The organism is Acidovorax benzenivorans, from assembly GCF_028680575.1.
Lineage (GTDB): Bacteria > Pseudomonadota > Gammaproteobacteria > Burkholderiales > Burkholderiaceae_C > Acidovorax > Acidovorax benzenivorans.
Map to the genome: position 1 here is coordinate 263,910 of NZ_JAPCKI010000004.1, position 18,673 is coordinate 282,582.

General features: G+C 61.2%; 19 protein-coding genes and 2 tRNA genes. 12 read left to right on the forward strand and 9 right to left on the reverse strand.

Translation table 11 applies throughout. From position 1 onward, the window contains the following. Positions 1-7: 7 nt before the first annotated feature. On the reverse strand, positions 8-547 hold the full coding sequence (gene def / locus OIN59_RS09340; protein WP_274109512.1) for a peptide deformylase: 540 nt from the start codon (positions 545-547) through the stop codon (positions 8-10). Between the two features lie 161 nt (positions 548-708). On the opposite strand from def, the gene OIN59_RS09345 reads away from it, so the two are divergent. From OIN59_RS09345 to OIN59_RS09365, 5 genes are all read left to right on the forward strand, one after another. Then, positions 709-784 (forward strand) — tRNA-Asn (locus OIN59_RS09345). A gap of 67 nt (positions 785-851) precedes the next feature. Continuing rightward, positions 852-927: transfer RNA gene (locus OIN59_RS09350), tRNA-Asn, on the forward strand. A gap of 114 nt (positions 928-1,041) precedes the next feature. Beyond that, positions 1,042-1,797, forward strand: a complete 756-nt coding sequence (gene aat, locus OIN59_RS09355; protein ID WP_274109514.1) for a leucyl/phenylalanyl-tRNA--protein transferase — start codon at positions 1,042-1,044, stop codon at positions 1,795-1,797. Further along, entirely contained in the window at positions 1,794-2,552 is a 759-nt protein-coding gene (locus tag OIN59_RS09360) for an arginyltransferase (RefSeq protein WP_274109516.1), read from the forward strand. The genes aat and OIN59_RS09360 overlap by 4 nt, the downstream gene beginning before the upstream one ends. Before the next feature lie 56 nt (positions 2,553-2,608). Continuing rightward, positions 2,609-3,436, forward strand: coding sequence for an IclR family transcriptional regulator (locus OIN59_RS09365; RefSeq protein ID WP_274109518.1), 828 nt, complete (start codon positions 2,609-2,611; stop codon positions 3,434-3,436). A gap of 275 nt (positions 3,437-3,711) precedes the next feature. On the opposite strand, the gene OIN59_RS09370 is transcribed toward OIN59_RS09365, so the two are convergent. The 6 genes from OIN59_RS09370 to OIN59_RS09395 all read right to left on the reverse strand — a co-directional run bounded on the left by OIN59_RS09370 (position 3,712) and on the right by OIN59_RS09395 (position 11,282). Continuing rightward, on the reverse strand, positions 3,712-4,788 hold the full coding sequence (locus OIN59_RS09370; RefSeq protein ID WP_274109520.1) for a serine hydrolase: 1,077 nt from the start codon (positions 4,786-4,788) through the stop codon (positions 3,712-3,714). A gap of 115 nt (positions 4,789-4,903) precedes the next feature. Further along, positions 4,904-6,442 (reverse strand): 2-isopropylmalate synthase, encoded by a 1,539-nt coding sequence (locus OIN59_RS09375; protein ID WP_274109522.1) that lies wholly within the window; start codon positions 6,440-6,442, stop codon positions 4,904-4,906. Positions 6,443-6,647: 205 nt separating this feature from the next. Continuing rightward, the gene (pssA, locus tag OIN59_RS09380) at positions 6,648-7,481 is read right to left on the reverse strand and encodes a CDP-diacylglycerol--serine O-phosphatidyltransferase (protein ID WP_274109524.1); all 834 of its coding nucleotides are present in this window, start codon (positions 7,479-7,481) and stop codon (positions 6,648-6,650) included. Between the two features lie 193 nt (positions 7,482-7,674). Further along, a complete protein-coding gene (gene ilvC / locus OIN59_RS09385; RefSeq protein WP_055393779.1) occupies positions 7,675-8,691 on the reverse strand; it encodes a ketol-acid reductoisomerase in 1,017 nt (338 codons plus the stop codon). 161 nt (positions 8,692-8,852) lie between these two features. Further along, positions 8,853-9,344 (reverse strand): acetolactate synthase small subunit, encoded by a 492-nt coding sequence (gene ilvN, locus OIN59_RS09390; RefSeq protein ID WP_015013659.1) that lies wholly within the window; start codon positions 9,342-9,344, stop codon positions 8,853-8,855. A gap of 144 nt (positions 9,345-9,488) precedes the next feature. Then, complete coding sequence (locus OIN59_RS09395; RefSeq protein ID WP_274109533.1) at positions 9,489-11,282, reverse strand: acetolactate synthase 3 catalytic subunit; 1,794 nt, start codon at positions 11,280-11,282, stop codon at positions 9,489-9,491. Positions 11,283-11,576: 294 nt separating this feature from the next. Between OIN59_RS09395 and OIN59_RS09400 the strand changes: the two genes are divergently transcribed. The 6 genes from OIN59_RS09400 to OIN59_RS09425 are packed head-to-tail and all read left to right on the forward strand — an operon-like array spanning position 11,577 to position 15,112. Next, entirely contained in the window at positions 11,577-12,146 is a 570-nt protein-coding gene (locus tag OIN59_RS09400; RefSeq protein WP_274109535.1) for an RNA polymerase sigma factor, read from the forward strand. Further along, complete coding sequence (locus OIN59_RS09405) at positions 12,143-12,598, forward strand: DUF3619 family protein (RefSeq protein WP_274109537.1); 456 nt, start codon at positions 12,143-12,145, stop codon at positions 12,596-12,598. The genes OIN59_RS09400 and OIN59_RS09405 overlap by 4 nt, the downstream gene beginning before the upstream one ends. 20 nt (positions 12,599-12,618) lie before the next feature. After that, the gene (locus OIN59_RS09410) at positions 12,619-13,521 is read left to right on the forward strand and encodes a DUF3106 domain-containing protein (protein ID WP_274109539.1); all 903 of its coding nucleotides are present in this window, start codon (positions 12,619-12,621) and stop codon (positions 13,519-13,521) included. A 38-nt stretch (positions 13,522-13,559) separates the two neighbouring features. Continuing rightward, positions 13,560-14,111: an RDD family protein gene (locus OIN59_RS09415; RefSeq protein ID WP_274109541.1), complete on the forward strand. Its 552-nt coding sequence runs from the start codon at positions 13,560-13,562 to the stop codon at positions 14,109-14,111. 4 nt (positions 14,112-14,115) lie between these two features. Next, complete coding sequence (locus OIN59_RS09420) at positions 14,116-14,526, forward strand: diacylglycerol kinase (RefSeq protein WP_274109543.1); 411 nt, start codon at positions 14,116-14,118, stop codon at positions 14,524-14,526. Next, positions 14,519-15,112: an LOG family protein gene (locus OIN59_RS09425; protein WP_274109545.1), complete on the forward strand. Its 594-nt coding sequence runs from the start codon at positions 14,519-14,521 to the stop codon at positions 15,110-15,112. The genes OIN59_RS09420 and OIN59_RS09425 overlap by 8 nt, the downstream gene beginning before the upstream one ends. A gap of 116 nt (positions 15,113-15,228) precedes the next feature. On the opposite strand, the gene OIN59_RS09430 is transcribed toward OIN59_RS09425, so the two are convergent. Both OIN59_RS09430 and OIN59_RS09435 read right to left on the reverse strand, forming a co-directional pair. Then, positions 15,229-15,567, reverse strand: coding sequence for a P-II family nitrogen regulator (locus OIN59_RS09430; RefSeq protein WP_015013651.1), 339 nt, complete (start codon positions 15,565-15,567; stop codon positions 15,229-15,231). Positions 15,568-15,621: 54 nt separating this feature from the next. Further along, positions 15,622-17,280, reverse strand: coding sequence for an NAD+ synthase (locus tag OIN59_RS09435; RefSeq protein WP_274109549.1), 1,659 nt, complete (start codon positions 17,278-17,280; stop codon positions 15,622-15,624). 80 nt (positions 17,281-17,360) lie between these two features. On the opposite strand from OIN59_RS09435, the gene OIN59_RS09440 reads away from it, so the two are divergent. Then, entirely contained in the window at positions 17,361-18,611 is a 1,251-nt protein-coding gene (locus OIN59_RS09440; protein WP_274109551.1) for a GNAT family N-acetyltransferase, read from the forward strand. Positions 18,612-18,673: the final 62 nt, after the last annotated feature.

Here is an 18,673-nt window from a genome sequence, read left to right on the forward strand (position 1 = left end):
ACCAGGCTCAGTCGTCTTCAGTGGCACTGATCTCCGGGAATAGCACCTCCGTGAACCCGAACTGCGTGAAATCACGCACCCGCATGGGATAAAGCTTACCAATCAGGTGGTCGCATTCGTGCTGCACGACGCGGGCATGAAAGCCGTCCACCGTGCGGTCAATGGGATCGCCGTACAGGTCAAACCCCGTGTAGCGGATACGCGACCAGCGCGGCACCTTGCCACGCAGACCTGGCACGGACAGGCAGCCTTCCCAGTCCTCTTCTTCCTCAACACCCAGAGGGGTGATCACCGGGTTGAGCAACACCGTGGGCGGCACGACCGGCCGGTCCGGGTAGCGTGGATTTAGGTCGTTGGAGCCAAAGATCACCAGCTGCATATCTACCCCAATCTGCGGCGCGGCCAGCCCTGCTCCATTGACCGAGGCCATGGTCTCGAACATGTCGCGCACGAGCTGGTGCAATTCGTCGGTGTCAAACGCGGTGACGGGCTGAGCAACGCGCAACAAGCGGGGGTCGCCCATTTTCAAAATGGTGTGGATGGTCATGAAACGATGGGCGCAGATGGGAAAAGCACGGGCCGCTCGCCAAGCAGCGGAGCGGCCAGCATAACGCGCCATACGGCCTGACGTTGCCGCACGGGTTTGTGAGTCGACCCACGCCGCTTGTGGATTCAGACCAGATTTTGTGTATATAATCTAAGTCTTGTTCCTCGATAGCTCAGTCGGTAGAGCGCCGGACTGTTAATCCGTAGGTCCCTGGTTCGAGCCCAGGTCGAGGAGCCAAGAATTTGCAGGCCCTGCATGAGAAAAGCGGGGCCTTTCAATTAGTCAGTTGATAGATACCGATCATTCCTCGATAGCTCAGTCGGTAGAGCGCCGGACTGTTAATCCGTAGGTCCCTGGTTCGAGCCCAGGTCGAGGAGCCAATCAGAAAAAGCCCTGCATGTCATCCGTGCAGGGCTTTTTTGTTGGCGAAGGCTGCCACCATCCCGGCCAGCAGGTGCATACCAGACAATAGTGTCTTTGTGACACACGCCCGCATGCCCTCGCAACTGCCCTGGCTTGAACCCCACGACCCACTTCCCGCACCAAACCTTGCTTGGGGAGAAGGCGACCCCGCGCCGGGGCTGCTGGCCGCAGGGGGTGCACTGGACGTGACCAACCTTTGTGCTGCATATGCGCAGGGCACTTTCCCCTGGTACGGCCCAGGGCAGCCCATTCTGTGGTGGGCGCCTGATCCGCGCATGGTGCTGCCGGTACAGGCGTTCCGGCTGCACCGCTCTCTGCACAAAAAACTACAGGCGTTTCGCAGACAGGCAAATTGCGAAATCCGCATCGACAGCGCGTTCAAGGACGTCATCACTGCCTGCGCCACCAAAGAACGCGCGGGCCAGGCAGGCACCTGGATCGTGCCAGAGATGGTCAATGCCTACACCGACCTGCACCTGGCGGGCTATGCCCACAGCGTGGAAACCTGGGTGAACAATCAACTGGTTGGAGGCCTGTACTGCGTGGCGCTGGGCCGCGCGGTGTTTGGGGAATCCATGTTTGCGCACATTACCGATGCCTCCAAGATCGCCCTGGCCGCTCTGGTCTGCCTGTGCCGCCGCCATGGCATCCCCATGATTGACTGCCAGCAAAACACGCAGCACCTGACCTCGCTGGGCGGACGGGAGATACCCCGGGCCGATTTCCAGACCCATATAGACAAAGCGCGACAACAGCCGGCCGTCTCGTGGAGATTTGAGCCCGTATACTGGGACGAGCTGCTGCCCTCCAGGACCGCCCCGGCATGACGCAACTCAACGACCTTCCACTGCAGACTCTGCAGTTTTATGCGACAGCCCCCTACCCCTGCAGCTACCTGCCGGACCGGCAGGCGCGATCACAGGTCGCCACCCCCAGCCACCTCATCCAGAGCGATCTGTATTCCGACCTCGTGGCCAAGGGGTTTCGCCGCAGCGGCATGTTCACCTACCGCCCCTATTGCGACGGATGCCAAGCCTGTACCCCGCTACGGGTCCTTGTCAACGAATTCAAACCCGATCGCAGCCAAAGGCGCGCTGCGGCGCGCCACGGCCAACTGCAGGCCCGGGTGCTGAGGCTGTGTTTTGTCCCCGAGCACTACCAGCTGTATTTGCGCTATCAGAATGGTCGCCATGCAGGCGGAGGCATGGACCACGACAGCATCGATCAGTACACACAATTTCTGCTGCAAAGCAGGGTGAACTCAAGATTGGTGGAGTTTCGTGATACCGACGCATCGGGTGAGCCCGGCGCGCTCAAGATGGTCTCCATTCTCGATGTACTCGACGACGGCCTGTCTGCCGTGTATACGTTTTACGAGCCTGAACCCCATTGCAGCTACGGCACTTACAACGTCATGTGGCAGATTGCGCAAGCCCATGCGCTGGACCTGCCCCATGTGTACCTGGGGTACTGGATTGAAGCCAGCCCCAAGATGAACTACAAGACGCGCTTTCTACCTCATGAAATCCGCACAGATGGGCAATGGCACCGGGTAACGGGTACTGGGCACACGAATCCCTGAATACGCGTTTACATTTCACAAGATAAAATGCAGCGGCCCTTTCACCGTAGCCGCTCATGAAAAAAACTGATCCCAGCACCCCCCTCAAGCCCAGCGTTCAGGTGCTTGAGCGCATGTTCACACTGATCGATGTTCTGGCTTCTCGTGAAGAGGCGATTTCCCTCAAGGAAATCAGCGAAAAAACCGGGCTGCACCCTTCCACCACCCACCGCATCCTCAACGACCTGACCATCGGCCGGTTTGTGGACCGCCCTGAATCGGGCAGCTACCGGTTGGGCATGCGACTGCTGGAGCTGGGCAACTTGGTGAAGGCCCGCCTGAGCGTTCGTGACGCGGCGCTGACCCCCATGCGCAGCCTGCACAAGCTGATCCAGCAACCCGTGAACCTCAGCATGCGCCAGGGCGATGAGATTGTGTATGTGGAGCGCGCCTACAGTGAGCGATCGGGCATGCAGGTGGTGCGCGCCATTGGCGGCAGGGCGCCACTGCACCTGACCTCTACAGGCAAGCTCTTCCTGGCACTGGATGACCCCCAGCGCGTTCGCGCCTACGCCACCCGCACCGGCCTTGCAGGCCACACCCGAAACAGCATCACGCAATTGCCAGTGCTGGAGCGGGAACTGGCCAAAGCCCGCCAATACGGTATTGCCCGCGACAACGAAGAGCTGGAGCTGGGTGTGCGCTGCATCGCAGCCGGCGTGTATGACGATCAAGGCAAGCTGGTAGCGGGCTTGTCTATTTCTGCCCCCGCCGACCGGCTGGACGAAGGCTGGCTGCCCAAGCTACAAGCGACAGCGAACGAAATTTCACTGGCTCTGGGCCATGCGCCAAACACCGACGCCAGTCACAATCCAATCCCCCGCCAACACACCGAGTTGCGCTGAGGCCCACCTCCTGCCCGGAAACGACTCCGTGGGCGAGGCCTCCGTGGCGTCTTGTGGCGCCCGGGGTAGGTCGCGGTGATTTACAAGCATAAGCGGCAGGCCACAGACACGGCCTTGCACGCTCATTGCATCGATACCCATTCAAGGTACAAGGCGCCCGCAGACCCGATTGACCCCAACCCATTTGCCAGGCACGTGGGCGCTCCATCCAAAAACGAAAAAGCCTGGCAGCCTCCAGAGGAGCCTGTCAGGCATATGTGCGGGAGGCCCGCGTATCAGCCGTTGGTGTTGCGTGCCGCCTGCAAAGGTGCTGCCAGTGCGGGGTTGGACTCCACCCAGCGGCGCACCCGCTCTGCATCGCCCAGCCGACTGAATTTACCCGCAGAATCCAGAAACACCATGATCAGCTTGCGCCCCGCCACCTGGGCCTGCATCACCAAGCAACGGCCTGCCTCAGAGATATAGCCAGTCTTTTGCAGGCCGATGTCCCAGGTAGGGTTCTTCACCAGACCGTTGGTGTTGTTGTACTGAAGCGTTTTGTGCCCCACCGCCACCTCGTAGCCAGGCGAGGTGGATAGCTCGCGCAACAAGGGGTCTCCATGCGCCACACCAACCAAAGTCGCGAGATCGCGGGCACTCGACTGGTTGCGACTGGACAGGCCCGTGGGTTCCACATAGTGCGTGTCATTCATCCCCAGCGACTTGGCCTTGGCGTTCATCTGAGCTACAAAAACTTCCAGGCCACCAGGGAAAGTACGCCCCAGCGCATGGGCAGCCCGGTTCTCGCTGGACATCAGCGCCAGGTGCAGCATCTCGCCACGCGTCAGTGTGGTTCCCACGGTCAGGCGCGACCGGCTACCCTTTTCGGTATCTACATCATCCTGCGTGATCGTGACAGGTTCGTCCATCGGCAACTTGGCCTGCGAAACCAGCATGCCCGTCATGAGCTTGGTCAGCGATGCGATGGGGAGCACGGCCTGGTCATTCTTGCGCAACAACACCTCATGGGTGTCCTGGTCTACCACCAGCGCCACGCTGGACTTGAGGTCCAGCGGATCATTGACCTCATGCAAACCTGCCATCTGGCCAAAAGAAGGCTTGGCAGGCACGAACGCCACCTTGGTCGGCGCCTTGGAAGTTCGGGCTGCTACACGCGTTGGCTTGATGCTTGCGGCAACCCTGCGTGGAGCCACTGCACGCTTGGCACCGGCAGCGCTGACCTGCTGTTTTTTGACCCCTTGCTTTTTGACATCTGCCGCATGCACGGAGGGCGAAATGAGGGCGGCGCTCACGAGCGCAAAACCCATCCACTGGAAAAATCGATTCACTGCAGCGTTGCGGCGATGGTGCATCAAAGTGCTCCAAACGGTAAGAATTATTGGGCAGTGTACAGAATCAAAAAAAGTCGCGCAAGATCAATACCTTGCGCGACTTTCCAAGAAAGTGAGTGAATTATAAATAGATCACTCAGCCTTGTGCAGCCACCCGATCGGCTTTACTTTGTAACTTGTTCAAAGCGCTGAGGTAGGCCTTCGCCGACGCCACGACGATGTCAGGATCCGCGCCCACACCATTCACGACACGCCCGCTGTTTTGCAAGCGCACGGTGACCTCGCCTTGACTCTCGGTAGAGCCACTGATGGCGTTCACCGAATACAGCACCATTTCAGCACCACTCTTCACATGCGATTCGATGGCCTTGAGCGAGGCATCGACGGGGCCATTGCCCTCCGCCTCGCCACGCACCTCATGCCCATCCACGGTGAACACGATGCGCGCACGAGGCTGCTCGCCGGTCTCGCTCTGCTGGAACAGCGACACGAAGCCGTATTGCTCTTTTTCAGCCGTCACGCTCTCGTCGCTGACCAGCGCCAGGATATCTTCGTCAAAGATTTCGGACTTGCGGTCGGCCAGTTCCTTGAAGCGCGTGAAAGCGGTATTGACTTCGGTTTCGCTGTCCAGGCTGACACCCAGCTCCTGCAGGCGTTGCTTGAAAGCGTTGCGGCCACTGAGCTTGCCCAGCACAATCTTGTTGGCACTCCAACCCACATCTTCGGCCCGCATGATCTCGTAGGTGTCGCGAGCCTTGAGCACGCCATCCTGGTGAATACCGCTGGCATGTGCAAACGCATTGGCCCCCACCACGGCCTTGTTGGGTTGCACCACAAAACCGGTGGTCTGACTGACCATGCGACTGGCGGCCACGATGTGCTGCGTGTCAATCCCCAAGTCAAGGCCAAAGTAATCACGGCGGGTCTTGACCGCCATGACCACCTCTTCGAGCGAGCAGTTGCCTGCGCGCTCACCCAGGCCGTTGATGGTGCATTCGACCTGGCGCGCACCACCGATCTTCACACCGGCGAGCGAGTTGGCCACTGCCATGCCCAGGTCATTGTGGCAATGCACCGACCAGATGGCCTTGTCACTATTGGGAATACGCTCGCGCAATGTCTTGATGAAGTTGCCATACAACTCAGGCACGGCGTAGCCCACGGTATCGGGCACATTGATGGTGGTGGCGCCTTCGGCAATCACGGTCTCCAGCACCCTGCACAAGAAGTCAGGGTCGCTGCGGTAGCCGTCCTCGGGACTGAACTCGATGTCTCCCACCAGGTTGCGAGCGAAACGGACCGACTGCTTGGCCTGCTCCAGCACCTGATCCGGCGTCATCCGCAGCTTTTTCTCCATGTGCAGTGCCGAGGTGGCAATGAAGGTATGGATGCGGGCACTCGCCGCACCCTTGAGGGCCTCAGCAGCCCTTGAAATATCGCGGTCGTTAGCCCGCGACAGGGAGCAGATCGTGGACTCTTTGATGGCAGCGGCAATGGCCTGCACCGCCTCGAAATCTCCATTGGAGCTGGCAGCAAACCCGGCTTCGATCACATCCACCTTCAGGCGCTCCAACTGGCGCGCAATACGCAGCTTCTCGTCCTTGGTCATCGAGGCGCCGGGGGACTGCTCGCCATCGCGCAAAGTGGTGTCGAAAATAATCAGTTTGTCAGCCATGTTGTTCTCCTGGTATCAGTGGGTGGGGCCCGCAACGTAAAAATCTGGCGCCCAAAACAAAAGGCCCGTTGCAGGTGCAAACGGGCCTTTGTGGAAAAGTGTGCGCGTGCGCTTACTGTCTCCGCCCGTGGGGAGGTAGCAGTAGCGCCAGAGCAAACAAGTTCATGCATTGCAATGTAGCACAACTGGCCCAATACCACGGCCATCACTTGTGCAGACCGCGCTCGTCGGGTTCGTCGGTAGAGGTGCTGATCACGCTACTGTGCTGGCCTTTGGCCTTGCGCCAGGCGTATACGCCATAACCACTCAGGCCATAGAAAACGAACACGCCAAACAGCACGATAGGGGGATGGATGTTGATGATGGCAATGCCCAGCGCGATCAGCACGATGGCGGCGAACGGCACGCTCTTTTTCATCTGGATGTCCTTGAAGCTGTAGAACGGCACGTTGGTGACCATCGTCAGGCCCGCGTACAGCGTGAAAGCAAACATGATCCAGGTAGTCTGTGTCCAGGTCAGCCAGAGGTCTTCGCCCGGGTGCACACCCAGCTCGGTCATCAGCCAGATGAAACCAGCTACCAGAGCAGCCGCGGCGGGCGACGGAAGTCCCTGAAAATAGCGCTTGTCCACGACGCTGGTATTCACATTGAAACGAGCCAGACGCAGGGCCGCACAGGCGCAGTACACAAAAGCAGCGATCCATCCCCAGCGGCCCAGACCCTGGAGCGACCATTCATAGGCAATCAGCGCTGGCGCCGCCCCAAAAGACACCATGTCGGAGAGCGAATCCATTTGCTCGCCAAACGCACTTTGTGTGTTGGTCATGCGCGCCACACGCCCGTCGAGGCTGTCGAGCACCATCGCACAGAAGACGCCCACGGCCGCCATGTCGAAACGGCCGTTCATGGCCATGACGATGGAATAGAAGCCCCCAAACAAGGCCGCCAGCGTGAACAGGTTGGGCAGGATGTAGATGCCTTTGCGCCTTTTGCGCACCATCACACCGGGGTTGTCGGTGGACTCATTACCGTCATGCATCAAACAGACCTCCAGCGCTTACCCGCATTGCGCAAGCAGCTATTAAATTTATAGTATTCAGCCATTTCCCACAGGACAGCAGGCCACCGCGCGCACAAAAGGCGAAGGTCGCAGTGTAGCGCCTGCACACAGGGCCAGACGCCAACGGAAAAAGGCCACCGAAGTGGCCTTTTGACGCTCCAGCGATGAAGAATCAGTTGCGGGTCTGATCGACCAGCTTGTTCTTGGCAATCCAAGGCATCATGGCGCGCAACTGACCGCCCACCTTTTCGATGGAATGGTCAGCGGTGTTGCGACGACGGGCCGTCATGCTTGGATAGTTCAGGCGGCCTTCCTGGATGAACATCTTGGCGTAGTCGCCGTTCTGGATGCGCTTCAGTGCATTGCGCATGGCAGCGCGCGACTGCTCGTTGATCACTTCAGGGCCGGTCACGTACTCGCCGTACTCGGCGTTGTTCGAGATCGAGTAGTTCATGTTGGCAATGCCGCCTTCGTAGATCAGGTCCACAATGAGCTTGAGCTCGTGCAGGCACTCGAAATAGGCCATTTCAGGAGCGTAGCCGGCTTCGACCAGGGTTTCATAACCCATCTTGATCAGCTCAACCGCACCGCCGCACAGCACGGCTTGTTCGCCGAACAGATCGGTCTCGGTTTCTTCCTTGAAGTTGGTCTCGATGATGCCAGCCTTGCCGCCGCCGTTGGCAGCTGCGTAGCTCAGGGCCAGGTCACGGGCCTTGCCGGACTTGTCTTGGTGCACTGCGACCAGGTGGGGCACGCCGCCCCCCTGGGTGTAGGTGTTGCGCACGGTGTGGCCAGGGGCCTTGGGAGCCACCATCCACACGTCCAGATCGGCGCGGGGCACGACCTGGTTGTAGTGCACGTTGAAACCGTGGGCAAAGGCCAGCGAGGCGCCTTGCTTGATGTTGGGTTCGACGTTGTTCTTGTACACGGCTGCGATGTCTTCATCGGGCAGCAGGATCATGACCACGTCAGCGGATTTGACGGCGTCATTGACTTCCAGAACCGTCAGGCCAGCCTTGCCGACCTTGTCCCACGATGCACCACCCTTGCGCAGGCCGACCACGACCTTCACGCCACTGTCGTTCAGGTTTTGTGCGTGGGCGTGGCCCTGCGAGCCGTAACCAATGATGGCCACGGTCTTGCCCTTGATCAAGCTCAGGTCGGTGTCTTTGTCGTAGAAAACTTTCATGGGTCGCTCCGGTTGAAATACGTTGTTGGGGGGTTGAAAACTAAACAGTCGATTGTCTTACATCGGATTGGGATTCGACCGGGTGGCTACGCGGGAGCCGCAGACAGTGCTTTTGCACAGCAAGGCGGCCCACCGACGCAAGCCGGTCGAAGGCAAATCCGTTACACGCGCAGAATGCGCTCGCCGCGGCCGATGCCGCTGGCACCGGTGCGCACGGTTTCCAGGATGGCCGTGCGGTCGATCGCCTGCAGGAACGCGTCGTTCTTCGACTGATCGCCGGTGAGCTCGATGGTGTAGCTCTTTTCAGTCACGTCGATGATGCGGCCACGAAAGATGTCGGCCATGCGCTTCATCTCCTCGCGCTCCTTGCCCACCGCGCGCACCTTCACCATCATGAGCTCACGCTCGGTGTAGGCACCCTCAGTGAGATCGACCACCTTGACCACCTCGATGAGGCGGTTCAGGTGCTTGGTGATCTGCTCGATCACATCGTCGGAGCCCGTGGTCTGGATGGTCATGCGCGAGAGCGATGCATCCTCGGTGGGCGCCACCGTGAGCGATTCGATGTTGTAGCCACGGGCGGAGAACAGCCCCACCACGCGCGAGAGCGCACCGGGTTCGTTTTCCAGCAAGACAGCAATGATGTGTTTCATGATGAAGAGATTCCTCTTTTCGCTGCCCTCCCCCGTGCACGGTAATGCACGGGCTTGGCAGGCAATAGATTCGTCAAAAAAGTGATAGCTATCAAATTAATAGCTACTTGCGCTTGTGAATCAAGCACTGGAGCCCGATTTAGCTTAAAGGTCTTCCGACCCCAGCAACATTTCGGTGATGCCCTTGCCGGCCTGCACCATCGGGAACACGTTCTCGGTGGGGTCGGTGCGGAAGTCCATGAACACCGTGCGGTCCTTGAGCTTGCGGGCTTCGCGCAGCGCGGGCTCCACATCCTTGGGATGCTCGATGAGCATACCCACGTGGCCGTAGGCCTCGGCCAGCTTCACGAAGTTGGGCAGCGCGTCCATGTAGCTGTGGCTGTAGCGGCCGGAGTATTCGATCTCCTGCCACTGACGCACCATGCCCAGGTAGCGGTTGTTCAACGAGCAGATCTTGATCGGCGTGTTGTACTGCAGGCAGGTGGACAGCTCTTGAATGTTCATCTGCACCGAGCCTTCGCCGGTGATACAGAACACCTCAGACTGCGGCTTGGCCAGCTTGATGCCCATGGCGTACGGGATACCCACGCCCATGGTGCCCAGACCACCAGAGTTGATCCAGCGGCGTGGCTCGTCAAAGCGGTAATACTGCGCAGCCCACATCTGGTGCTGCCCCACGTCGGACGTGATGTAGGTGTCCGCGTCCTTGGTCATGTTCCACAGCGTCTCGACCACATACTGCGGCTTGATGACGTCTGGGCTACCCATGCTGTACTTGAGGCAGTCGCGCTTGCGCCAGCCTTCGATGGTGTCCCACCAAGCGGCCAGAGCACCAGCGTCCGGCCGGGTGCTGCTCTCGCGGATCATGGAGATCAGCTCAGTCAGAACATCCTTCACGTCGCCGACGATCGGAATATCCACCTTCACACGCTTGGAGATGCTCGACGGGTCGATGTCTACGTGAATGATCTTGCGATCGTTCTGCGCGAAATGCTTGGGGTTACCGATCACGCGGTCGTCAAAGCGCGCACCCACGGCCAGCAGCACGTCGCAGTTCTGCATGGCGTTGTTGGCTTCGATGGTGCCGTGCATGCCCAGCATGCCCAGGAACTTGCGGTCCGACGCGGGGTAGGCCCCGAGGCCCATCAGCGTGTTGGTGACGGGGTAGCCCAGCATGTCCACCAGCGTACGCAGCTCGTTGGTGGCATTGCCCAGCAGCACGCCACCGCCGGTGTAGATGTAGGGGCGCTTGGCCGCCAGCAGCAACTGCAGCGCCTTGCGGATCTGACCGCCATGGCCCTTGCGCACGGGGTTGTACGAGCGCATTTCCACGCTTTGTGGGTAGCCGGTGTAAGGAACCTTCTTGAAGGAAACGTCCTTGGGCACATCCACCACCACAGGGCCAGGGCGGCCGGTGCGGGCAATGTGGAAGGCCTTCTTCATCGTCATGGCCAGATCGCGCGGGTCCTTGACGAGGAAATTGTGTTTGACAATAGGGCGGGTGATACCGACCGTGTCGCATTCCTGGAAGGCATCCAGCCCAATCGCGGGCGTGGGCACCTGACCGGAGATGATCACCATCGGAATGCTGTCCATGTACGCCGTGGCGATGCCGGTCACCGCGTTGGTGAGGCCGGGGCCGGACGTGACCAGCGCTACGCCCACTTCACCCGTGGCGCGGGCGTAGCCGTCTGCAGCATGCACAGCCGCCTGCTCGTGGCGCACCAGCACGTGCTGGATGGTGTCTTGCTTGTAGAGAGCGTCGTAAATGTAGAGAACCGCACCACCGGGGTAGCCCCAGATGTACTGGACATTCTCAGCCTGAAGCGACTTGATGAGGATCTCAGAACCCATGAGGTCCTGCGAGCCGGAAGCGGAGGGAGTGTTGCCCTGCGTGGCAGCGGCAGCTGAAGTGAGTTCAGCCTTGGAGATTTCCATGATCGATCAACCTTTGTGAATTTCTCTGACGAAAAACCTTGGGTGCCCCTCGCGCGCGCTCTTGTGAAGCCAGCTTGGAACTTGAGGCCAAGGACATGGGCGGGATGATTGCCGCGCCGGACCGTGACCCGTTTGCCTTTTGAATTGCAAGAACAATTATCGCACTGCAACACACTCAAAACCCGCCTTGATCAAAAAAAACCCCAGCGGGTGCGATAATCGAACGCTTTACTGTGTCAGACAGCCTCATTTTTTGCAGTGCTTCTGCCCCGATCCCTCCCGGGCTGACCCCTCTTGGCAACCGAACAAGAACTCTCCGATTTCCTCAAAAGTGTAGAAAAGCGCGCGTTCAAGCGCTCGGTCTACCATGTGCGCAATGAGGAAGCGGCGCTTGATATCGTGCAAGACAGCATGCTCAAGCTGGCTGAACACTACGGAGACAAGCCTGCAGCAGAGCTGCCAATGCTCTATCAACGCATTCTGTCTAACTGCACTCTGGATTGGTTTCGGCGCCAGAAGACCCGCAATGCACTGTTTTCGAGCATGAGCGACTTCGAAGGCCCCGGCGAAGATGGCATGGATTTTGATCTGCTGGAAGCATATTCGGGACCGGACGACGGCGACAAGGCAGAAAGTGCAGAAGACCTCACCCGCCGGGCCCAGATATTCCATGGCATAGAGGCAGAAATTGCTGAATTGCCGCCACGTCAACGGGAAGCGTTCCTGATGCGTTACTGGGAGGAAATGGATGTCGCAGAGACGGCTGCCGCCATGGGCTGCTCCGAAGGCAGTGTCAAGACGCACTGCTTTCGCGCCATACAAACCCTCAGCAAGGCACTGAAGGCCAAAGGAATCGAGCCATGAAGAACACTGAACAGACCCCATCGACCCAAGCTGAAGCTGCTGCAGAGCGCTTTGCGCTGCGCGTCACGGCGCGCCTGTCCAGCGGGACCGACGCCCTTCCCTATGACATCTCCGAGCGGCTGCGCGCCTCGCGCATGCAGGCACTGGCCAAGCGCAAGGTCACCGTGCCGGTGCGTCGCACTGCACCTGCAGCGGTCGTGGTCAATGCGGGCAGCACGGCCACACTGGGCCGTGGCGGCGAAGGCGGCAGCTGGTGGAGCGCACTGGTGTCCGCCGTGCCACTGCTGGCGCTGGTCGTGGGCCTGGTGGTCATCAACATCGCTCAGGACGAGCGCATTGCCAACGATGTGGCCGAAGTCGATGCCGCTTTGCTGACCGACGACCTGCCACCCGCCGCCTACTCGGACCCAGGCTTCGTACAATTCCTCAAGACCTCCGCGCAGTCAAACTGATCTGCCTGACTCTGGACTGCATGCACCCAAGCCCCCCCGAAGCTCCTTCCGCGCTGCCAGCCTTTGTGCTGGCGTTGGCGCTTCTGGGCGCGCTCTCCGCTGGCGGTTGGCAGGCGTGGGTGCAGATGCGCATGGCTCCCAGCACGGTGCTCCAGGCTGGCGCTGAGGCCGCAGTGGCCAGCCCCAACAACGCCCGCACCGACCTGTCTGCCGTGAACATGCCCCCCGCCGCAGAATCGGGACCGGGCTGGGGCACACTCACCACTGCACAAAAACTGGCGCTGTATCCGCTGGCAGAGCGCTGGGCATTGATCAGCGAGGCCCAAAAACGTCGTTGGCTGGACCTGGCCATCAACTACCCCAGTCTTTCGGAAGAAGAACAAGGTAAGTTCCACGACCGCATCACCGACTGGGCCAGCCTGAGTGCCCAACAACGCAACCAGGCGCGTTTGAACTACGCTGCCACCAAACGCCTGGCGAGAGACGATAAGCGGGCGCAATGGGAAGCCTACCAGGCCCTTACTGACGCCGAACGCAAGGCGTTGGCCTCCAAGGCAGCCCCCAACCCCCATGGCGCTGCCACGGCCCTGCGCCCTGTCTCGCCCAAAAAGCTGGTCCAGGTGCCAGCTGCAACACAAGCCAGCCCTGATCGACCCAACGCACCCAAGATCCCACCAGTGGTAGACCACTCGCCCCGCGTTGCAGGTCCAGTGCCTCAACCGACGACTCCTGCAGCGCCGGGCGCCACTCCAGTATCCTCGGCGCCAGCAGCCTCGCCTAGTGGCGTGGAAACTGCGCCCGTGGCAATCCCCAGCGCGGTGCCTGCAGCGCTTCCGCCCCTGGGTGCTGGCGGAGCCGACAGCGCGAGCTCGTCCACCGCCCCCCCGGTAACACCTGACACCTCCGGCCTGTATCCTCAGTAGGTTTGCAACCTGCCCCGGCCCGACGGGCCTGACCTGGAATGTCCGTTTCTCCCCCTCCCACCACGCCGCAGTCTGCGACCAACGCCCCGCGCGGCGCCCTGGCCGGCGCCCCTACTCCCAATCTGTGGCGGCGCATGGCTTGCTGGCTGTATGAAGGCATGCTGATGTTCGGCGTGGTCTTCATCGCCGGTTACCTGTTCGGCACGCTGAGTCAGACCCGCAATGCGATGGACAACCGCCATGCACTGCAGGCTTTTCTGTTCGTGGTGTTCGGCATTTATTTCACCTGGTTCTGGGCCAAGGGGCAGACCCTGGCGCAGAAAACCTGGCATATCCGCGTGGTGGGCACTGCGGGGCAACCCATCAGCCAGCCGCGCGCCCTGCTGCGCTATGTGTTGAGCTGGCTGTGGTTTTTGCCCCCGCTGGCAGCGATAGCGCCGTTTTCCCTGTCGGGGGGCGAGTCCGCCGTGATCGTGTTGGGCTGGGTCGCCATCTGGGCACTGCTCAGCCGGTTTCACCCCACGCGGCAGTTCTGGCACGACGCGCTGGCCGGCACCCGGCTGGTGCACTACGAAATCCCCAAAAAATAAGCGCATGCAACCCTCCTCCCCTCATTCCGCCGCCCCGGCCAATCCCCAAAAGGCGCGCTCGGGTCTCAACCGCATCTGGCACGCGGCGGGTTATTCCATGGAAGGGCTGCGGGCCGGTTGGAACGAAAAGGCTTTTCGCCAAGAGGCCATCGCCGCCATGGTGTTGCTGCCGCTGTCGCTCTGGCTGGGCCGCAGCTGGATGGAGGTGGCCTTGCTGGCGGGCTCCGTGGTCATCGTGATGATTGTGGAGCTGCTCAACACCGGCATCGAAACCGCCATCGACCGCATCGGGCCCGAATGGCACGACCTGTCTAAACGCGCCAAGGACATGGGCAGTGCAGCGGTTCTGCTGGCATTGCTGTTGTGCATCGGCATCTGGGCAGCGGCGTTATTTCAGAGGTTTTTCCATGGCTGAACCCACTTTTTCTGTGTGCGTGTATTGCGGATCGCGCCCCGGCGACAACGCCGCGTATGCCCAGGCGGCGCAGGCCGTAGGCCAATGGATTGGCGCCCACAACGGGCAACTGGTGTACGGCGGTGGCCGCAGTGGCCTCATGGGCACGGTGGCAGAAGCCACGCGCCTGGCGGGTGGCCGGGTGGTGGGGGTGATCCCTCAGGCGCTGGTGGACAAGGAACTGGCCAACCGCCAATGCGACGAGCTGCACATCGTGCAGACCATGCACGAACGCAAGGCGATGATGGCCGAGCGCAGCGATGCCTTCCTCGCACTGCCCGGCGGCATCGGCACGTTTGAAGAACTGTTTGAAGTGTGGACTTGGCGCCAGCTGGGCTACCACGACAAGCCGCTGGGCTTGCTGAATGTGGCGGGCTACTACGACGGCCTGCTGGGTTTCTTGCAAACCAGCGTGGCCAGTGGCTTCATGGGTGAATGGCAGATGGGCCTGTTGCATGCAAGCACCGATACCGAGGCGCTGCTGCGCACACTGGTGCAGGATTCAGGGCCCGATCAAGCGCCGGTACCCTTGCGCTCTGTGATCTAACCCTCCTGCACTCCGAAACCGGCGTGCCCCAAGCGAGGGACGCCTAGCAAGGGCCACCCCGCAGCAAGGGCGCCCTATCCACTCGGGGCAAGGCGCTTAACGACTTCTGGGGAACCTCACACCGCTGCGTCGTCCAGATCGCCCGTGCGAATGCGCACTGTGCGCTCCACGGCGGTCACAAAAATCTTGCCGTCACCGATCTTGCCGGTGCGCGCCACGTTCACGATGGCGTCCACGCAGCGGTCTACATCCTCGGACTTCACGACGACCTCGACTTTCACCTTGGGCAGAAAGTCCACCACGTATTCCGCGCCGCGGTACAGCTCGGTATGGCCTTTCTGGCGGCCAAAACCCTTCACTTCGGTGACCGTGAGGCCGGTCACACCACATTCGGCCAGGGCTTCGCGGACTTCTTCGAGCTTGAAGGGCTTGATGACGGCGGTGATCATTTTCATGGCGGGTCTCCTGGAGGATGTAAAAAATCGGGCTGGGGGCACGGCGCCGAAGCGTCATGCCCTGAATTTGCTGGTGATAGGGTAACGCCAGTCCTTGCCAAAGCTGCGGCGCGTGACACGAATCCCTACTGGCGCCTGGCGGCGTTTGTACTCGTTGAGCTTGATCAGGCGCGTCACGCGCTCGACATCGGCCCGGGCGAAACCGCTGGCGATGATGGACTCGATGGGCTCATCGTTTTCCATGTAGCGGGCCACGATGGCGTCCAGCACCTCATACGGAGGCAGGCTGTCCTGGTCTTTCTGGTCGGGCCGTAGCTCGGCACTGGGCGGGCGGGTGATGATGCGCTCAGGGATGGGGCTTGTGCAGGTGCCATACGGGTCGTTGGCGTTGCGCCAGCGGGCCAGGTCAAACACCCGGGTCTTGGCCACGTCCTTGATCACGGCAAAGCCGCCGGCCATGTCGCCGTACAGCGTGCAGTAGCCGGTAGACATCTCGCTCTTGTTACCCGTGGTCAGCACGATGGAGCCGAACTTGTTGGACAGCGCCATCAGCAGCGTGCCCCGGATGCGCGCCTGCAGGTTTTCTTCGGTGGTGTCTTCGGGCAGCCCGGCGAATTCGGTGGCCAATGCGGCCTTGAAGGCCTCGAACTGCGGCTTGATGGAGATCTCGTCATAGCGCACGCCCATGCGGGTGGCCATGTCGCGCGCGTCGATCCAGCTGATGTCGGCGGTGTAGGGCGACGGCATCATCACCGTGCGGACCTTGTCGGCGCCCAGCGCGTCCACCGCAATTGCCAGCACCAGCGCCGAATCGATGCCACCCGACAGCCCCAGTAGCGCGCCGGGAAAGCCGTTCTTGCCCACGTAGTCACGCACGCCCAGCACCAGGGCGTCCCACAGGTCGGCCTCCAGGCTTTTCTCCGGGGCCACCTCTGCTTCAATTTTGATAGCTGCTTGCGCTTGATGGATCTTTGCAAACACCAGTTTTTCTTCAAATCCCGGTCCCCGGCAGGCCACCGAGCCGTCGGTGTTGAGCGCGAACGAGCGGCCTTCAAACACGACCTCATCCTGGCCACCGACGAGATGGGCATACACCAGCGGCAAACCCGTCTCGGCCACACGCTCGCGCATGGTCGCTTCGCGCTCGGCGCTTTTGCCCAAATGGAACGGCGATGCGTTGATGACCGCCAGCAGTTGTGCACCCGCCGCAGCGGCATCGCGCGCGGGGGTGGCAAACCAGGCGTCTTCGCACACCAGCACGCCCACCTTCATGCCATCCACCTCGAACACGCAGGGCTTGCTGCCCGCCACAAAGTAGCGGCGCTCATCAAACACCTGGTAGTTGGGCAGTTCGCGCTTGGCGTAGGTCTGCTCGACGTGCCCGTCGCGCACCACGCTGGCGGCATTGAAGCAGACACTGAAAGCCTGGGCGCCAGGGGCCACGGCCTGCGGGTGGCCCAGCACGATGGCCAGGCCTTTCAACCCCGCAGTCTCGCGGGCCACGGTTTTCACGGCATCATCACAGGCCGCAATGAAGGCGGGGCGCAGGAACAGGTCTTCGGCCGCATAGCCGCAAATCGCCAGCTCGGGCGTCAGCAGCAACCGCGCCCCCTGGGCATAAGCCTCGCGGGCCGCCGCAATGATCTTTTGGGCGTTGCCGGGCATATCGCCCACGACAAAGTTGAGCTGCGCAGTGCAAATGGAGAGCGTCATGGAACTGGAATCGGCCCCTGCGGCCAGGTTGAATACCGCCGTTGCAGGCCCACTATCAAGGGAGCATCACAGGGGCCTGCATGGCTGAAGCTGCCATTATCGCCCGCGTACTCCCCTCCGTGCTGGAGGTGGACGCTGACGCCTGGAACCGCCTGCTGGTGCAGCAAAGCCACCCCACGCCCTTCATGCAGCACGAGTACCTGGCCGCCCTGGAAAGCAGCGGCAGCGCCACGCCGCGCACCGGCTGGACGCCCCGCTTCATGACGCTGTGGGACGGCGACACCCTGGTAGCCGCTTGCCCGCTGTACCTTAAAAGCCATTCATATGGCGAATACGTCTTTGACTGGGCCTGGGCCAGCGCCTACGAGCAGCACGGCGTGCCCTACTACCCCAAGGCCGTCATTGCCGTGCCCTTCACTCCCGTACCGGGCAGCCGCCTGCTGGCAGGTGATGCCGCCACACGCGCCCTGCTGGTGCAGGCGGTGTGCCAGTGGTGTGAGCAAGAGAACGTGTCGTCCGTGCATGTGCTGTTTGCCAGCGACGATGATGTGCTGACCAGCGCGCAGCAAGACCTGATGCTGCGGCACACCGTGCAGTTTCACTGGAAGAATGAGCCGCCCACGCTCCCTTTGGCCCAGGGCGTAGGGGCTGCCGACGGTGACAGCCTGCGCTACCAGGACTTCGACCACTTCCTCGCCAGCCTGTCGCAAGACAAACGCAAGAAGATCCGCCAGGAGCGTCGGCGCGTGGCCGATGCCGGTGTCACCTTCCGCTGGTCACGCGGGGCAGACATCAGCGCTGCGGACTGGGACTTTTTCTACCGCTGCTACGAGCGCACCTACCTGGAGCACGGCAACCCGCCCTACCTCACGCGCGACTTCTTTGCCCGCATGGCGGCGCACATGCCCGAGGCTTGGCTGCTGTTTGTGGGGGAACGGGACGGGCGACCTATTGCTAGCAGTTTGATAGCTATTGGCGCATATGGATCTTGCGCCCGAGGCCAAAAAGGCCTTGAATCAGCCCCCGAACTGGTGGCCTATGGCCGCTACTGGGGTGCACTGGAGCGTGTGGACTGCCTGCACTTTGAGGCCTGCTACTACCAGCCGCTGCAGTGGTGTATCGCCCATGGTGCCGTGCGCTTTGAAGGGGGTGCCCAGGGCGAGCACAAGATGGCCCGCGCCCTGCTGCCCGTGCAGGCCACCAGCACGCACTGGCTGGCGCACCCGGCGTTTGCAGAGGCGGTGCAACGCTTTCTGGACCGCGAGGGCGCTGGCGTGGAGGACTACCTGGAGTCCTTGCACCAGCGCCTTCCGTTCAAACAAACGCCGTAGGGCTGCGCTGTACCTGTATTGCGTGCACAGCGCATCAGGCAATGCGGTTGTCCGCAGTTCAG

Bases quoted from the DNA above. Each gene is read 5' to 3' on its own strand.
- def (WP_274109512.1), bottom strand. From the start codon at position 547: ATGACCATCCACACCATTTTGAAAATGGGCGACCCCCGCTTGTTGCGC.
- aat (WP_274109514.1), top strand. From the start codon at position 1,042: ATGCCCTCGCAACTGCCCTGGCTTGAACCCCACGACCCACTTCCCGCA.
- OIN59_RS09360 (WP_274109516.1), top strand. From the start codon at position 1,794: ATGACGCAACTCAACGACCTTCCACTGCAGACTCTGCAGTTTTATGCG.
- OIN59_RS09365 (WP_274109518.1), top strand. From the start codon at position 2,609: ATGAAAAAAACTGATCCCAGCACCCCCCTCAAGCCCAGCGTTCAGGTG.
- OIN59_RS09370 (WP_274109520.1), bottom strand. From the start codon at position 4,788: ATGCACCATCGCCGCAACGCTGCAGTGAATCGATTTTTCCAGTGGATG.
- OIN59_RS09375 (WP_274109522.1), bottom strand. From the start codon at position 6,442: ATGGCTGACAAACTGATTATTTTCGACACCACTTTGCGCGATGGCGAG.
- pssA (WP_274109524.1), bottom strand. From the start codon at position 7,481: ATGCATGACGGTAATGAGTCCACCGACAACCCCGGTGTGATGGTGCGC.
- ilvC (WP_055393779.1), bottom strand. From the start codon at position 8,691: ATGAAAGTTTTCTACGACAAAGACACCGACCTGAGCTTGATCAAGGGC.
- ilvN (WP_015013659.1), bottom strand. From the start codon at position 9,344: ATGAAACACATCATTGCTGTCTTGCTGGAAAACGAACCCGGTGCGCTC.
- OIN59_RS09395 (WP_274109533.1), bottom strand. From the start codon at position 11,282: ATGGAAATCTCCAAGGCTGAACTCACTTCAGCTGCCGCTGCCACGCAG.
- OIN59_RS09405 (WP_274109537.1), top strand. From the start codon at position 12,143: ATGAAGAACACTGAACAGACCCCATCGACCCAAGCTGAAGCTGCTGCA.
- OIN59_RS09410 (WP_274109539.1), top strand. From the start codon at position 12,619: ATGCACCCAAGCCCCCCCGAAGCTCCTTCCGCGCTGCCAGCCTTTGTG.
- OIN59_RS09415 (WP_274109541.1), top strand. From the start codon at position 13,560: ATGTCCGTTTCTCCCCCTCCCACCACGCCGCAGTCTGCGACCAACGCC.
- OIN59_RS09420 (WP_274109543.1), top strand. From the start codon at position 14,116: ATGCAACCCTCCTCCCCTCATTCCGCCGCCCCGGCCAATCCCCAAAAG.
- OIN59_RS09425 (WP_274109545.1), top strand. From the start codon at position 14,519: ATGGCTGAACCCACTTTTTCTGTGTGCGTGTATTGCGGATCGCGCCCC.
- OIN59_RS09430 (WP_015013651.1), bottom strand. From the start codon at position 15,567: ATGAAAATGATCACCGCCGTCATCAAGCCCTTCAAGCTCGAAGAAGTC.
- OIN59_RS09435 (WP_274109549.1), bottom strand. From the start codon at position 17,280: ATGACGCTCTCCATTTGCACTGCGCAGCTCAACTTTGTCGTGGGCGAT.
- OIN59_RS09440 (WP_274109551.1), top strand. From the start codon at position 17,361: ATGGCTGAAGCTGCCATTATCGCCCGCGTACTCCCCTCCGTGCTGGAG.